The sequence below is a fragment of the Enterobacter wuhouensis genome (assembly GCF_035835995.1).
In the GTDB taxonomy this organism is placed as follows: domain Bacteria; phylum Pseudomonadota; class Gammaproteobacteria; order Enterobacterales; family Enterobacteriaceae; genus Enterobacter; species Enterobacter wuhouensis.
This window is the reverse complement of the sequence record NZ_CP142124.1, coordinates 2,932,797-2,947,941: the sequence shown is the minus strand read 5'-3', so window position 1 is coordinate 2,947,941 and position 15,145 is coordinate 2,932,797. Positions and strand designations below refer to the sequence as shown.

Sequence of the window (15,145 nt, the reverse complement as noted above, 5' to 3'; positions counted from 1 at the left end):
TCTCCTGATACAAAATGGATGTCATCCTAAGAATATTCCTAAAAACATTCCGGGTGGCGAAGCGAAAGAGATGGAACCGATCCCGGCAAACCCGCGCGCGATGCATGCTGAACAACATAAGAAAAATTTATATGCATAAAATATAATATTCACTATGAGAATATATCCTTGTCATACAAATTCGTTGGGGATAATGTTTTGCGTACATCAGATTTCCTGGTGTAACGAATTTTCAAGTGCTTCTTGCATAAGCAAGTTTGATCCCGGTCATCCCCATGACCGGGATTTTTTTCGCCCTAACGGTTCGCTTCAGACACGCTAAAGTCATGGATGTCGAGTTCAAAGGCCTCGGCCAGCTCGCGGTAGGTGTGGTAGTCCCTACCGTTGACGATGACCCTTTCGGACCGATCGTCGGTGCGACGGACGTCAGACTCGCTTATCTCATTGATGGCAGCCAGCAGGGCATCGACGTCCACTTCAACGTCGCGTTTGATGGTGTCGCTATACGCTTTCTCGGTTTTCATTACGGAGTCCTCATTCAACCGTGTTCACGGTAAGTATAGACTGCACACAAAAACGCCATTCGCGCCCCGTAGCGATGTGTGTTTTTGCGTTTTGTTCTACACTGGCTCAAAACCACAGGAGGAACGTATGAAGGTCAACGATCGGGTAACCGTTAAAACGGACGGTGGGCCGCGCCGCCCGGGGGTGGTGCTGGCAATAGAAGAGTTTAGTGAAGGCACAATGTACCTGGTATCTCTGGATGACTACCCGCTCGGCATCTGGTTCTTTAACGAACTGGGGCATCCGGACGGCATCTTCGTGGAAAGAGCAGAATAGCATCACGTCGGGCGGCCATCTGCGTGCCCGACCCCTGCTGTAAAAGCAAAAATCTCTGGCAAGGCCAGAGATCGTGTAGGGTACTAAAGGTTAAAAAATGACTAGCGCATATTGACGAAAATCCCGTTCGTCACATTATCCGTCAGGCGAACGACGTGATAGATCACTTGCTTATTATGCGTTTTAATTTTCCGTTTGATATTTCCTTTATGTGACGAAACGGTCTTGGCTTTGATATTCATCTGGTCAGAAATTTGAATCGTCCCTTGTCCTGCCATCCACATCCTCAGCATGCTGGATTCAGTCCTGCTTAATGAAAGCGTGGGTAAGTTAATCGCTCCTACATTCTTAACTTCTTTATTCAAATAATCACCCAGAATGTCATCCAGCGACTCTGGCTTTATCGATTTAGAACTGATCAATAAATTTTTTCGGACCAATAAATACTCGTCGAAGTGAATATTAGCGATAGCCATAAACACAATAAACAAGGTCTTAGGATGCTGATTAATGATTTGCTTAATGTGCTGACTGTTGGCCGGATCGTGAATAAAACAGTCCTCATTAATAAACACCACGCCTGGCTTGTGTTCATCACAAGCGGCTGCGAGTTCGTCAACGGTGTGTGCATCGTTGATGTCTCTCTTTCTTACCCCTCTGCTTGCCAGATACCCGGTTAACCCTAGCCGGGTGTAGCTGCATAAATCCATAATGATCGTTGACATGGCATACCCTCACTCAATGCGTAACGATAATTCACCATCTGCCTGAGAGCTCATAAACAGCCATACGGGATGGAAAAACGTAATAAAACCTGTGAGCATGACAAAGACTTTCAGGCGGACTCACTATCCCGTAAAGTTACGTATAATTTGCCAGGAATCTTCTTAAAGTAAAGTAAATATTAAGTATTGTGAGGTGCTTAGAAACAATTAAACCGCGTCAGATATATCCTGGTAGATGTTTTTCGTGATTTATTTTAGGAATATCCTCAGAGAGACAATATAAACGGTGAGGTCTATTATTTACGCGGCAGTTCGCTGACAATATCCGCTAACAGATTGAATATCTCGCTGAATAAATGTTCACAGAAGGGGGCGATAAGTGGCATTAGCAATGACATTAATAAAAGACCGACGGTCAGCGTGACCGGAAAACCAATTACGAATACGGACAATTGCGGTGCCATTCTGTTCAGTAAACCTAATGCAAGGTTAACCGTCAGCAGCAGGGTGATAACCGGCAGCGCCAGCATCAGCCCGTTGAGGAAAATCAGCCCTGCGGCGCGCACGAGCGCCAGAAACGCATTGCTGTTCACCGGGTTCTCGCCAATCGGCAGCGTGTGGAAGGTATCAACCAGCATAGAAATGAGCCACAGGTGCCCGTTGAACGACAGGAACAGCAGCATGGCCAGCAGATCGATAATGCGTGCCAGCACGGGCATGTTCAGGTGGCTGCCGGGATCGACGAAGGTGGCAAAGGATAGCCCCATCTGCAGGCCGATCAGTTCCCCGGCGGTACGCACGGCGGCAAAGGCGAGCTGCATGGTAAAGCCGACGGCGACGCCAATCATAACCTGCTGCAGCGCAACCCATACCGCATTGGCCGAGAAGATCGGAATGTCGACGGGGGGCAATGACGGGGCAACGATGATGGTTATGATGATGCCCAGCCCGACCTTAACGCGCTTGGGAATCGATTTTTCACTCAGAATAGGGGCCGTGGAAATCAGCGCCATAATGCGCAGCATCGGCCAGAAGTAGAGGCCGAGCCACTGTACCCATTGATCGCTGGTGATCTGCAGCATCGTTGTCTCAGCCGATGATGTACGGCAGATTGGTAAACAGGTTGCGCATATAGTCCAGCAACAGGTTCAGCATCCACGGGCCGGCGACAATAATCGCCACGAACACGGCGATGATTTTCGGAATGAACGACAGCGTCATTTCGTTAATCTGCGTGGCGGCCTGCAGAATACTGATAATCAGGCCGGTCACGAGCGCGACAAGCAGCAGCGGCGCGGCAACGGCAATCGCGACCTTCATCGCCTCCGTGCCCATCATCATGACCGATTCGGGTGTCATCGCGCGCTCCTCAACTGTAGAAACTTTGCGCCAGGGAACTCACCAGCAGCTGCCAGCCGTCCACCAGCACGAAGAGCATGATCTTGAAGGGCAGGGCAATGGTGGCGGGCGGCACCATCATCATGCCCAGCGCCATCAGGACGCTCGCGATCACCAGGTCGATAATCAGGAACGGGATAAAGATCGTAAAGCCAATCTGGAAGGCGGTCTTCAGCTCGCTGGTCACGTAGGCGGGCAGCAGAATACGCATAGGCACGGCTTCAGGCCCCTGCAGCTCGCCCGTGTTGGCAAGCCGGGCAAACAGCGCTAAATCCGCCTCGCGCGTTTGACGCAGCATAAATTCGCGCAGCGGCTGCGCCCCTTTTTCCAGCGCGACCTGCATCGAGATTTTATCTTCACTGAACGGCTGGTAGGCGTCGGTATAAATCTTATCGATCACCGGCGACATAATGAAAAATGTCAGAAACAGGGCCAGGCCAAGCAGCACCTGGTTCGGGGGGGCGGAAGGCGTACCCAGCGCGTTACGCAGCAGGCCAAAGACGATAATGATGCGGGTGAAGCTGGTCATCATCAGCAGGATCGCCGGAATAAAGGTCAGCGAGGTGATGAATACCAGGGTCTGTACCGGGAGCGACCAGCTTTGCCCGCCACCGGCCATCGGCGTCGACACCAGGCCCGGCAGTTGCGCGTACGCGGCAGGCGCGAACAGGACAAGCCCCGCAAGCGTAAGGGATAACAAACGGCGCATCAGGATCTCCCGGAACGCTTTAGCAAACTCTTCATCACGGACTGAAAATCCGCAGGGACTTCTGCGCTCTCGTCACCGGTTTGGGGTGCAGGCGGCAGTTTATGTAATACGCTGATATTGGAGGACGTCACGCCCAGAACCAGACGGGCGTCCTCGACCTCGACGATGACCACGCGTTCGCGCGGCCCCAGCGACGCGCTGGCGCTGACCTTCAGCCCGCGAGTGCCGGCGGTTTTACCCGCCAGGCCAAAACGCTTTGCCAGCCAGGCCGCGATAAGAATAAAGGCAATAATACCGAACAGCGCGCCGCTCACCTGGAGCAGCGGTGAACCGGGAACGGCAGAGGGTTGTGATACTGTTGCCTGGGTTTTCATTCTTAACGGCTCAGACGACGCATGCGTTCAGAGGGGGTAATGATGTCGGTAATACGCACGCCGTATTTATCGGCGACGACCACGACCTCACCCTGGGCAATCAGATAACCATTGATCAGAATGTCCAGCGGCTCGCCCGCTAAACCGTCCAGCGCCACCACGGAACCCTGCGTCAGGCGCAGCAGCTCTTTAATGGTCATGCGGGTGCGGCCCAGCTCCACGGTCAGCTTCACCGGGATATCCATAATCAGGTCGATATCCTGCAGCGTGCCGCTCACGTCGCCGCCGCCCAGCTGCTGGAATACCGCATCCGCCGCGCTTTTGCTCGGGGTGGATTGTTGCTCGTTTAACGCGTCAGCCCACAGATCGTCCAGTGCTCCGCTGTTCTCATCGGACGGATTGTTCATGTCACTCATTTGGGCTGTTCCTCATTCAGCGAATTCAATATCGGGTTGATCAAGTGCTCAACGCGTAACGCATACTGGCCGTTAAGTGTGCCGTACTGACTGGTCAGAACCGGGACACCATCCACATGGGCAATAATGCGGTCGGGTTTTTCTATCGGCAGCACGTCGCCGGGTTGTAATTTCAGTATCTGGGATAGCCGCAGCGGGATATCGGCAAAGCTCGCGATCAGCTCAAGCTGCGAGTGCTGCACCTGGCGCACCAGGTTTTCGCGCCAGTTCTGATCTTCGTGACGAGAGTTTTCCAGCGGCGGGTTAACCAGCAGCTCGCGCAGCGGTTCGATCATGCTGAACGGCAGGCAGATGTTGAACTCGCCGGTCAGGTTGCCGATCTCCACGTGGAACGGGGTATTCACGACGATATCGTTCGGCGAGGTGGTGATATTGGTAAATTTCACCTGCATCTCGGAACGCACGTACTCCACTTCCAGCGGGTTAATCGCCTTCCACGCGTCGCTATAGGACTCCAGCGCCAGCTTCAGCATGCGGTTAATGACGCGCTGCTCGGTATGGGTAAACTCGCGGCCTTCCACTTTGGTCGGGAAACGTCCGTCGCCGCCGAACAGGTTATCCACCGCAATGAACACCAGGCTTGGCGAGAACACCACCAGACCCGTGCCGCGCAGCGGCTTCAGATGGATCAGGTTAAGGTTGGTCGGCACCGGCAGGTTGCGGGCAAACTCGTGGTAAGGCTGAATGCGGATCGCGCCGACGGTGATATCCGGGCTACGACGCAGCAGGTTAAACAGCCCCATACGGAACTGACGCGCAAAACGCTCGTTGATGATCTCCAGCGCCTGCAGACGTTCACGCACCACGCGGCGCTGGGTATTCGGGTCATAGGGACGAATATTATCGTCACCCGTCAGCCCCGGCTGGGGATCGTCACTCTTATCGCTGTCGCCGTTAAGCAACGCATCGATTTCTGCCTGTGAAAGAATACTGTCGCCCATGTCGTTACCGCAGAATGAAGGCTGTATACAGAACGTCAGTGACTTCCTGCTTAGGTTGGCCGTTTACCAGCGGGGTCGCCAGCGTTTGCTTAATGGCATCGACCAGTTTTTGCTTACCGTCATCGGTAGCGAGCGTAGACGCGTCCTGGCGAGAGAACAGCAGCAGCAGACGGCTGCGCACTTCCGGAAGATAGTCGTTCAGACGAGCACGGGTCGCTTCGTCCTTCAGGCGCAGGGTGATACCCACATAAAGCACGCGATCCGCATCGCCCAGGTTCACGGTAAAGGTATCCAGAGGGAAGAATACCGGTGCCGGCGGCGGAGGGGGTTCAGCTTTGGCTGACGCAGTGGAAGGTTCCTGCTGCATACGCCAGTAACTATAGCCCGCGGTAGCGCAGGCGGCGAGCGTGATCAACACCAGCAGCGGGATCCAGATGGAACGCTTACTTTTTTTGGTGATAGCGGAGTCAGTCATCTGATACGAGCTTCCTGTTTCGGTACAGCTTAATACGGTGATTATCCCGTGTCCGCCTTATCTCAAAGCGTGGAAAAGACGGGGATAATCACGCTACCTCTGGCGTTTAGGCGAAGATATCTACCGCGCCGTTGCCGCGCGCGGCCGATTGCAGGGCCGCCGGGACAGCCAGCAGCTCGTCATTTTCGTCGTTAAAACCCTGCTGGCCGGAGCGTGAAGACTGTTGCTGCTGCTGAGAAGCAGACTGCTGCTGACCGGAGAAACTCTCGCTGCTAACGCTGCTTTGTGACAGCTGTATACCGCTTTCCGCCAGCGACGTGCGCAGCATCGGTATAGCCGCCTCCAGCGCCGCGCGCACGTGGCTGTGCGGGGACATCATCTGCAGCTGGGCCTGGTTATCGTCCAGCTTGAGCGAGATCTGCACCTGGCCGAGATCGTCCGGATGTAAACGCAGCTCCGCCGTCTGCTGGCCCTGCTTCGTGAACAGCGTGATGTGCTGGCTCAGGTTCTGCTGCCATTCTGGCGTGCCCAGCGGCTGGCTGAGTACGGGTGCCGTGGCGACGGTGGCGGCAGGCTGGGCGGTTGCCTGGCTCGTGACGACAGGGGCCAGCGTGGCCGTCGGCGTTGTTGTGGAAGAGGCGCTGGCGAGATCCTGCTTCTCTGCCGCGACGGCGACAGCCGGTGTCGCCGGCACGCTGGCGGGCACGGCGGTATCAACGTTTTGTGCCTGATACGGCGCGGCGGTCTGCGCTTTTTCATGGCCCGTCAGCGCGTTGCTCAGGGTCGGCTGCCCCGCACTCTTTTGCGTCAGCGCGGCGGCGGGCAGGGCTGAGATGTCGCTACTGCCTTCTGCCCGTGGCGTGACGGGTGTGGTCGTCTGCTGGTGCGGCAGCATGGCCATCAGCGCGCTCAAGCCCGCAAGCTCTTCTTCGCTGAGGTCGGCTTTCGCATCGTCTTTTGCCGCGGCCGTGGTCAGCGACTTGAGGGCATCGCCGTGAGAGGTGGGCATCAGCCCGGACGCGAGCGTTTGCAGCGAGGTGGCCTGCAGCGCGTCATCGTCCGTCAGCGTCGTCTGACGAGCGAGCAAATCGGCAATTTTTGCCTGCAGGGTGGTATTTCCCTCGGCGTCCTGCGCGACCTTAGAGAGCTTGCCGCCTGCGGCTTTCAGATCGTCCAGCGTCAGCGGCGCCTCTTTGCCCTGAGCGCTTGCGTCGGACAATGCGCCCGCCAGCAGCGCAAGAAAGTCTTGTGCGCCGTCGGCCCCTTTACCCGTCTGCGCGCCGCCTGACGTATCGCTGTCGGTCATCAGCAGTTGTTGCAGTGTGATCATTCCGGTTTCCTCATTGATGCGCGCTGGGCAAACTCATCCATTTTCTTCTGATCCTGACGGTTTTCCGCCAGGGTTGCGGCCGCGATCTGCCTGTCCTGTAACGTCTGCCAGGCCTGCAGCCGCTGCTTTTTCTCGCGCCAGAAATTGAGCGCGGTGTCGACTTTTTGCGTCCACTGGTTCAGCTGCTGGCGATGCTGTTCAATCGCCTTTTCCAGGGTCTGGATAAACTGCTGATAGTTAATCCAGCGCTGGCTGCCAATGCCCTGCGTCATGTCGGTATTCAGGCTGGTGCGATACTCGTGCTGGTAGTCGATTAACATCTTCAGCTGCTCTTCCGCCTGCTGGCACCCGCGCCGCATTGCGCCAAGCTGCAGTGCGGCATCATCCACTTCTTTTTCAGCCAGATCTTTTAGCGTTGATAACGCGCTATTTTGCGCCATAACCTTCGCCCTCCACCTGTGTTACGCCTGCGGGAAAATCAGCTCCAGAGCCTGGATCGAGTCATCCCAGTCGGCGCGTTCAAAAATACCCTGTTGCAAAAACGCCTCCAGCTGCGGCCACAGGGTAATCGCTTTGTCGAGCATCGGGTCGCTGCCTTTGGCATACGCCCCGACGCTCACCAGGTCGCGGTTGCGCTGGAAGCTGGAGAGCAGTTGTTTGAAGTTACGCACGCGGGCGTAGTGCTTCTCGGTTATCAGCGCCGTCATTGCGCGGCTGATGGACGCTTCAATATCGATGGCCGGATAGTGCCCGGCTTCGGCCAGACGGCGCGACAGCACGATGTGACCGTCGAGGATCGCACGCGCGGAGTCGGCAATCGGGTCCTGCTGGTCATCGCCTTCGGTCAGCACCGTATAAAACGCGGTGATAGAGCCGCCGCCGCTGATGCCGTTCCCCGCACGCTCAACCAGCGCCGGGAGCTTGGCAAAGACCGAGGGCGGATAGCCTTTGGTCGCGGGCGGCTCGCCGATGGCCAGCGCGATTTCACGCTGCGCCATCGCGTAACGGGTCAGGGAGTCCATGATCAGCAGGACGTGCTGGCCGCGGTCGCGAAAATCTTCGGCGATGCGGGTCGCGTAGGCGGCACCCTGCATACGCAGTAAGGGTGATACATCCGCCGGGGCGGCGATCACCACCGAGCGGGCGCGGCCTTCCGCACCCAGAATGTTTTCGATGAAGTCTTTCACTTCGCGCCCACGCTCGCCGATCAGGCCCACGACGATCACGTCTGCCTGCGTATAGCGCGCCATCATGCCGAGCAGCACCGACTTACCGACGCCAGAACCGGCGAACAGGCCCATACGCTGACCGCGCCCCACGGTGAGGAGGGCGTTGATCGGACGCACGCCGGTATCCAGCACGTGTTCGATGGGGGTACGCTGCAGGGGGTTAAACGGCTGGGTGATCAGCGCGCCGGTTTCGGTGGTGTCCGGGGAGGGCAGGCCGTCGAGCGGCTTGCCGCTGCCGTCCAGCACGCGCCCCAGCAGGGCCGGGCCGAGCGGTAACTGCTTGCCGCTCTGCAGACCGTCGCCGGAACTGTTTTTCGCATAAACGCGCGCGCCGGGCAGGATGCCTTCCACCTCTTCAAGCGGCATCAGGAACAGGCGCTGGCCGTTAAACCCGACCACTTCGCTTTCGACTTCACGCATTTCCAGCCCGTCCTGACGTTCAATCACGCAGGTTGCGCCCAGCGGGAGCTGGAGGCCGGTCGCTTCGAGCACCAGGCCGGTCGCGCGGGTTAATCGCCCGTAACGACGAACGGACGGCAGCTGGGCCATCTTCGTCTCAAAATTATCGAGGGTGTTGAGCCAGCGCGTAAGGCGTGCGGTCATCAGACGACTCCCGGCGCCGCCAGGCGGCACAGTTCCTGCCAGCGGGTGGCAACGCTGGCGTCCAGATCGCCCTCATCGGCAGAGACTTTACAGCCACCGTGATGCAGGGTCGGATCGCCGCGCAGCCGCCAGCCGTGCAGGCTTAACGTGGCGCCCAGGCTCTCCTCGACGCGCTGGAGATCGTCAGGGTGCACGCGCAGCTGCGGCTTGCCGCTGAACAGCGGCTCCTGCTGGAGCAGCCCCTGGATCTGCTTAATCAGCGCCGAGTTATCGACGGTTGGCGTCTGGCCGATGACCTGACGCGCGGCTTCCAGCGCCATCTGCATCAGGCGCGACGCGATCACGCTGTCGAGCGCATCCAGCGTATGCTGAAACTCGCTCACCAGCTGCTGCATACGCGCATGAATAGGCGCCTGCTGCTGGCGCGCCTGCTCAATGCCCTGTTCAATGCCTTTGGCAAGGCCTTCCTGATAACCCTGCTCCTGGCCTTTCATCCGGCCTTCGTTCATACCGGCGTTGAAGCCCTGCTCGTGCGCCTGCATCTGCATCTGGGCCAGCATCTGCGCACGCTGTTCTTCCTCGCTCAGCTCCGGCACCACGGCCTCGCTGTCGCCCTCGTCGGACGACAGGATGGTAGGGGTAAACTCGGAGAGGGGAGGCGCCAGATCGTCAGGCGTCCAGCGCTTCCACGGCAGCTCGTTAGACATAGGTGTCGTCTCCGCTGCCAATCACCATCTCGCCGGTTTCCGCCAGACGACGAACGATAAGCAGGATCGCTTTCTGCTCGTTTTCCACCTGGGACAGACGCACAGGGCCGCGGTTGGCCAGGTCGTCGCGCAGGATGTCTGCCGCACGCTGGGACATGTTGCGCAGGAACTTCTCGCGCAGCGGCTGCTCGGCACCCTTGAGGGCGATAAGCAGCGACTCGGAATCCACTTCCTGGAGCAGGCGCTGGATGCTGCGATCGTCCACTTCGACCAGGTTTTCGAACAGGAACATCTCGTCGATGATTTTCTGCGCCAGCTCGCCGTCGAATTCGCGAACCGCCGTAATGACCGCTTCTTCCTGCTGCGTTTTCATCAGGTTGATGATCTCCGCTGCCGTTCTTACGCCGCCCATTTTGCTGCGCTTGAGGTTCTGGCCGTCGAGCAGGTTGTTCAGCACTTCGGTCAGCTCGGCCAGCGCGGCCGGCTGGACGCCGCCAAAGGTGGCAATACGCAGCATCACATCGTGGCGCAGGCGCTCTTCGAACAGCGCCAGGATATCGGCCGCCTGGCCGCGCTTGAGGTGGACCAGGATGGTGGCAATAATCTGCGGGTGCTCGTCGCGAATAAGGTCGGCGGCACTCTGCGGCTCCATAAAGTTGAGCGTTTCGATACCGCTGGCGGTATCGCGCGTTTCCAGAATATCTTCCAGCAGGCTGGCGGCACGCTCTTCGCCGAGCGCCTTGACCAGCACGGAGCGCAGGTATTCGTTGGCGTTGACGTTGAGCGCGGCAAACTGTTCGGCTTCCTGCTCAAACTCCGCCAGCACTTCGGTCAGCTGCTTGTTGGAGATCTGACGCACGTTGGCCATGGCCGCACTGAGAATTTGCACTTCTCGTTGCGAGAGGTGTTTAAACACCTCTGCCGCGCGGTCTTCGCCAATGGTCATCAGCAGGATGACGCTTTTATCCGTACCCGTAAGCGTATTACTCATGTTCGTTACCCATCCAACCGCGGATGACCAGCGCGACGACGCGCGGATCGTTATCTGACATTTCGCGAATGCGCTGGCTCATCACCTCAGCGCCCATGCGCTGGTTAGCACGGCGCTGCTGCATCTGCTCGTCCTTGCTGAGACGAACCTCAACCGCTTCTTCCACTTCCTGGCGAGTGTTCATCTGTTCCTGCGCGATCTTCTCAGCGGCGGCACGACGCTGGAGCTGAGGACGAACGCCCTTACGCCACAGCAGCCACGCGACGATCAGCACCAGCAGCCAGCGGCCAGCCGACATCAGCTGATCGATAAACGCCTGCTGTTGCCAGAACGGCAGTTCACCACCCGTTTCATCCACCGAGTTAAACGGTGAGTTGACCACGTTAAGCGTGTCGCCGCGCTTTTCGGAGTAACCCATCGCTTCGCGCGTCAGGTCTTCAATCTGCTTCATCTGGTCGGCGGTGAGCGGCAGCGGTTTACCGTCCGGCAGCGTTTTGTAGTTCACCACCACGGCCACGGAAAGGCGCTGAATATCGCCCACGTTCAGCTTGGTGTGGCGAATCGTGCGGTCGACTTCATAGTTAGTCGTTTCGTTACGGCTGGTGGTGCGTGGACCAGAGCTGTTCGCCGTTGTGGTCGTCTGCGGGTTATTCTGCTGACCGTTCTGCTGGTTTGCCGGAGGGGTAGAAATTGGCGCTGAGTTTGCCGGAGCAGGCTGGTTAGCCAGCGCGCCCGGTACGCCACCCGGATATTGACCGCCAATCTGTTCGTTCGAATTAATCTGGCGGGAGCGCATAACGGCCTGAGACGCGTCGCCGTTCGGGCTGTACTGCTCTTCTGTTTGCTCTTTATTGGCGAAATCTATCTGTGCGGTGACCTGGGCATGCACGTTGCTGTTGCCCACGACCGGGCCGAGGATCGCTTCGATACGGCGCTGCAGGCGGCCTTCCACATCGGCGGCATATTTCAGCTGTGCATCATTGAGATCGCGACCGGCGCTGTTGTTTTGCGTCAGCAGATGGCCGCTCTGATCGACCAGCGTTACGTTGCCCGGCGGTAAACCCGCCACTGCGCTGGAGACCAGGTGCGTGACCGCGCTGATTTGCCCTTCGTCCAGGGCACGGCCCGGCTCCAGGTTGACGGTAATGGAGGCGGAAGGGGATTTTTGCTCGCGGACAAACAGCGACGGTTTCGGCATGGCGAGGTGCACACGGGCACTTTTCACCGGGCCTAAGGTTTCAATGGTACGAGCCAGCTCGCCCTCCAGCGCGCGCTGGTAGTTAACCTGCTCGCTGAACTGGCTGATACCGAATTTTTCCTGATCCAGCAGTTCAAAACCGACCGCGCCGCCTTTCGGCAGACCCTGCTGCGCCAGACGCAGGCGAAGTTCATGCACCTTATCCGCAGGCACTTCCAGCGCGCCGCCGTTATCAGCGAAGCGATAAGGGATGTTCATCTGGGTAAGCTGGGTGACGATGGCACCGCCATCCTGGTCGGAAAGGTTGCTGTAAAGGGTACGGTAATCAGGGCTTTTCGCCCACAGCACCATCGCAACAAGGATCGCAATGGCGGCAGCGCCTGCCACGATCAACGGGATTTTAGGGTTCGCGCGAAGGCGGTTCATCCACTCGAGTGATTTATTCTGTGGCGCTGTCGATGCTGTTGCACTCATTGCGCACCTCTTAAATCCTGGTGGTTTACGTTATTCGTGTAGAGAAACAAAACTGACTCCCGGGTCGGCAAACACGACAAAAGTTCCATACTGATGGCCCTGCCATTATTTGATGATTCGGGATTTTCTATGCGTCAAATAACCTGGTTTTTTAACGCTATTTACCGCCATTATCTGATTGACAAGCTGTTAGTCTTGACCGGGTAAAAAACCATCCAGGGGAAAGACATGGCTATACAGGGCATTGAAGGGGTAATCAGTCAGCTGCAGGCAACCGCGATGACGGCCCGTAACCAGAACGTGATGGACGAGCAGCCCACCATCAGCTTTGCGGGACAACTGAACGCCGCTCTGGACCGTATTAGCGATAAACAAACCGCGGCGCGTACTCAGGCGGAGAAGTTTACCCTGGGTGAACCGGGCGTGGCGCTGAACGATGTGATGGCCGATCTGCAAAAAGCGTCGGTGTCCCTGCAGATGGGGATTCAGGTGAGGAATAAGCTGGTGTCGGCCTATCAGGAAGTGATGGGGATGCAGGTTTAAAACCGGGACATCTTACGCTGGCAGCATCACCGCTTTAATGCCACAATATTTTTTTCTTCGAATGCAGGAAAGATGATGAAAAGAATAGCAATTGCGGGTGCGCTGCTGGCGCTGACCGGGTGCGTTCAGGTAGATAACTATCAGGATGTGATCAAGCATCCCGTCCCGGCGCAGCTTGCAGGATACTGGCAGACGAAAGGGCCGCAAAGCAAGATGGTGAGTCCTGAAGCGATTGCCACGCTGGTCGTGACGGAGGAGGGCGATACCCTGGACTGTCGTCAGTGGCAGCGCGTTATCGCCGTGCCCGGTAAAATTATGCTGCGTTCAGACAGTTACTATAACGTGACCCGCAAGCTGGATATCTATCCGCTTGAACGTGAAGGGATGACGCTTGAGTATGATGGTATGGAGCTGCAAAAGGTTGATCGCCCAACGGTGGAGTGCGCCGATTATCTGAGCAAAACTCCGCTGGAGAGTAAGCTACCGTAGCCGTTTTTGCCGGGTGGCGCTGACGCTTACCCGGCCTACAAAACCGCCGTACCGTAGGCCGGGTAAGGCGAAGCCGCCACCCGGCATTGTTTCTACAGCGCATCCTCGATTACCCACACGCTGACGCTTCCGCCTTTGCAGGTAAAGATGCCTTCTCCATCCGCTGCGGTAGTGACGGTGTCCTCGCGGTTGCCCAAAAAGTCGCGCCAGCGTTTATTCCCGTAATTTTCGCCCAGGCAGATCGTTTTCTCACCGTCGTCACCGTTTGAGAGGACGACCACGCAGCCTGGTGCGTCATCGGTACCGCTGCGGCTGAATGCGATGCAGTTTGGGTGGTCAAAAAACAGCGTCTGAACGCCGTGGGCAAAGCGCTGGCGGGCGAGTATCAGTTCGTGCAGCTGTTCAATCACTGGCATATCAATATGATAGGTTTCCCCGTCCCCGCCGGTATCGTCATAGCTTGCGCCAAACAGATCCGGATAGAACACGCTCGGCACGCCGTTTTCCCGCAGCAGGATCAGCGCGTAGGCGAGAGGCTTAAACCAGGCCTCCACCGGGGCTTCCAGCGCCTGTAAAGGCTGGGTGTCGTGGTTGGCAACCAGCGTCACCGCGTGAAAAGGATCGGCCTCCACCAGCGTGCCGGTGAAGATTTGGCTCATGTCATAGTCGCGCCCCTGGCGAGACGCTTCATGGAATTTCATCTGCAGGGGAGCGTCAAACAGCATCGTTTTGCCCTCCACCTGATTGATATAATGCTGCAGCTTATCCACCTCGTGCGACCAGTATTCCGCCACGATAAACAGCGGCTGTTCAGCGACCTCCTGAACGTGTTCAATCCACTCCTTATAAAACCAGGCGGGAATGTGCTTCACCGCGTCCAGACGAAAACCGTCGCACTGAGTCTGCTCCATCACCCACCGCGCCCAGTACTTGATCTCTTCCGTGACGGCATGGTTACGAAAGTCGATGTTTTCGCCCATCAGATAATCGAAGTTGCCCATTTCATCATCGACCTGGTCGTTCCAGCCTTCACCGGTATAGTCGTTGACGATCTTAAAGATGCTGTCCTCGTTGGGATTTTCGATGTGGTCGATACCGCTAAAGCATTTGTAATCCCAGATAAACTGCGAATATTTCCCCGCCCGAGCCGGGAAGGTATAGCGTGTCCAGGCTTCACACTCGATGATCTCCTCGTCGATTTGCGTTCGGTCCTGTTCGTTGACGCGCTGCACGCGGACGGGCTCTTTCTCATCCGCGCCCATTTTGTGGTTAACCACGACGTCGAGCAGCACGGCGATCTCGTTGCTTTTGAGCGCGTTAATGGCTTCCAGCAGCTGGGCCTTATCACCGTATTTGGTGGCGATGCCGCCTTTCTGATCGAATTCGCCCAGATCGAACAGGTCGTAGGAATCGTAGCCCACAGAGTAGCCGCCGGATGCGCCTTTATACGCCGGGGGAAGCCAGATCATATTGATGCCAATCTCGTTCAGATTGGGGGCCAGAGCCGTAACCTCGCGCCACAATTCACCGCCAGCGGGGTAATACCAGTGAAAACATTGCAGTAAGGTTGGGTTGCGCATGCACTTTCTCCATGAAGTCGCGAAACTCAAGTATGGAGTAGCTTTTGCAGAATTGCCTGGCGA

General features: G+C 57.2%; 18 protein-coding genes and 1 pseudogene. 3 read left to right on the top strand and 16 right to left on the bottom strand.

Going from position 1 to position 15,145, the window contains the following annotated elements; translation table 11 throughout:
• Positions 1 to 296 precede the first annotated feature (296 nt).
• On the bottom strand, positions 297 to 524 hold the full coding sequence (yodD, locus tag VPX56_RS14220; protein ID WP_131632125.1) for a YodD family peroxide/acid resistance protein: 228 nt from the start codon (positions 522 to 524) through the stop codon (positions 297 to 299).
• A gap of 127 nt (positions 525 to 651) precedes the next feature.
• Between yodD and dsrB the strand changes: the two genes are divergently transcribed.
• Positions 652 to 840: a protein DsrB gene (gene dsrB, locus VPX56_RS14215; protein WP_207389430.1), complete on the top strand. Its 189-nt coding sequence runs from the start codon at positions 652 to 654 to the stop codon at positions 838 to 840.
• Between the two features lie 101 nt (positions 841 to 941).
• Here the strand turns inward: dsrB and rcsA are convergent, their stop codons facing one another.
• The 14 genes and pseudogenes from rcsA to fliF all read right to left on the bottom strand — a co-directional run bounded on the left by rcsA (position 942) and on the right by fliF (position 12,470).
• Complete coding sequence (gene rcsA / locus VPX56_RS14210; RefSeq protein WP_131632127.1) at positions 942 to 1,565, bottom strand: transcriptional regulator RcsA; 624 nt, start codon at positions 1,563 to 1,565, stop codon at positions 942 to 944.
• Between the two features lie 289 nt (positions 1,566 to 1,854).
• Positions 1,855 to 2,647, bottom strand: a pseudogene (fliR, locus tag VPX56_RS14205) (flagellar biosynthetic protein FliR); the annotation flags it as partial.
• Between the two features lie 7 nt (positions 2,648 to 2,654).
• Positions 2,655 to 2,924 carry a flagellar biosynthesis protein FliQ gene (fliQ, locus tag VPX56_RS14200; protein WP_003859587.1) on the bottom strand — a complete coding sequence of 90 codons (270 nt, stop codon included), beginning with the start codon at positions 2,922 to 2,924 and terminating at the stop codon, positions 2,655 to 2,657.
• Positions 2,925 to 2,934: 10 nt separating this feature from the next.
• Entirely contained in the window at positions 2,935 to 3,672 is a 738-nt protein-coding gene (gene fliP, locus VPX56_RS14195) for a flagellar type III secretion system pore protein FliP (RefSeq protein ID WP_326467120.1), read from the bottom strand.
• Entirely contained in the window at positions 3,672 to 4,046 is a 375-nt protein-coding gene (fliO, locus tag VPX56_RS14190; protein ID WP_131632130.1) for a flagellar biosynthetic protein FliO, read from the bottom strand. Before fliO ends, fliP begins: the two co-directional genes overlap by 1 nt.
• 2 nt (positions 4,047 to 4,048) lie before the next feature.
• Positions 4,049 to 4,462 carry a flagellar motor switch protein FliN gene (gene fliN, locus VPX56_RS14185; RefSeq protein ID WP_028019594.1) on the bottom strand — a complete coding sequence of 138 codons (414 nt, stop codon included), beginning with the start codon at positions 4,460 to 4,462 and terminating at the stop codon, positions 4,049 to 4,051.
• Positions 4,459 to 5,463, bottom strand: a complete 1,005-nt coding sequence (fliM, locus tag VPX56_RS14180; RefSeq protein ID WP_131632131.1) for a flagellar motor switch protein FliM — start codon at positions 5,461 to 5,463, stop codon at positions 4,459 to 4,461. Before fliM ends, fliN begins: the two co-directional genes overlap by 4 nt.
• 4 nt (positions 5,464 to 5,467) lie before the next feature.
• Complete coding sequence (fliL, locus tag VPX56_RS14175; RefSeq protein WP_131632132.1) at positions 5,468 to 5,938, bottom strand: flagellar basal body-associated protein FliL; 471 nt, start codon at positions 5,936 to 5,938, stop codon at positions 5,468 to 5,470.
• A 106-nt stretch (positions 5,939 to 6,044) separates the two neighbouring features.
• A complete protein-coding gene (fliK, locus tag VPX56_RS14170; RefSeq protein WP_326467115.1) occupies positions 6,045 to 7,268 on the bottom strand; it encodes a flagellar hook length control protein FliK in 1,224 nt (407 codons plus the stop codon).
• Positions 7,265 to 7,708: a flagellar export protein FliJ gene (fliJ, locus tag VPX56_RS14165; RefSeq protein ID WP_131632134.1), complete on the bottom strand. Its 444-nt coding sequence runs from the start codon at positions 7,706 to 7,708 to the stop codon at positions 7,265 to 7,267. Before fliJ ends, fliK begins: the two co-directional genes overlap by 4 nt.
• Before the next feature lie 21 nt (positions 7,709 to 7,729).
• Complete coding sequence (fliI, locus tag VPX56_RS14160) at positions 7,730 to 9,100, bottom strand: flagellar protein export ATPase FliI (protein WP_131632135.1); 1,371 nt, start codon at positions 9,098 to 9,100, stop codon at positions 7,730 to 7,732.
• Positions 9,100 to 9,807: a flagellar assembly protein FliH gene (gene fliH, locus VPX56_RS14155; protein WP_326467109.1), complete on the bottom strand. Its 708-nt coding sequence runs from the start codon at positions 9,805 to 9,807 to the stop codon at positions 9,100 to 9,102. The genes fliI and fliH overlap by 1 nt, the downstream gene beginning before the upstream one ends.
• A complete protein-coding gene (gene fliG, locus VPX56_RS14150; RefSeq protein ID WP_089599455.1) occupies positions 9,800 to 10,798 on the bottom strand; it encodes a flagellar motor switch protein FliG in 999 nt (332 codons plus the stop codon). Before fliG ends, fliH begins: the two co-directional genes overlap by 8 nt.
• Positions 10,791 to 12,470 carry a flagellar basal-body MS-ring/collar protein FliF gene (gene fliF / locus VPX56_RS14145; RefSeq protein WP_326467107.1) on the bottom strand — a complete coding sequence of 560 codons (1,680 nt, stop codon included), beginning with the start codon at positions 12,468 to 12,470 and terminating at the stop codon, positions 10,791 to 10,793. The genes fliG and fliF overlap by 8 nt, the downstream gene beginning before the upstream one ends.
• Before the next feature lie 228 nt (positions 12,471 to 12,698).
• On the opposite strand from fliF, the gene fliE reads away from it, so the two are divergent.
• Both fliE and yedD read left to right on the top strand, forming a co-directional pair.
• Complete coding sequence (fliE, locus tag VPX56_RS14140; RefSeq protein WP_326467105.1) at positions 12,699 to 13,013, top strand: flagellar hook-basal body complex protein FliE; 315 nt, start codon at positions 12,699 to 12,701, stop codon at positions 13,011 to 13,013.
• A 75-nt stretch (positions 13,014 to 13,088) separates the two neighbouring features.
• Positions 13,089 to 13,502, top strand: coding sequence for a lipoprotein YedD (gene yedD, locus VPX56_RS14135; RefSeq protein ID WP_131632194.1), 414 nt, complete (start codon positions 13,089 to 13,091; stop codon positions 13,500 to 13,502).
• Positions 13,503 to 13,594: 92 nt separating this feature from the next.
• On the opposite strand, the gene amyA is transcribed toward yedD, so the two are convergent.
• On the bottom strand, positions 13,595 to 15,082 hold the full coding sequence (gene amyA, locus VPX56_RS14130) for an alpha-amylase (protein WP_263610174.1): 1,488 nt from the start codon (positions 15,080 to 15,082) through the stop codon (positions 13,595 to 13,597).
• Between the last annotated feature and the right edge of the window lie 63 nt (positions 15,083 to 15,145).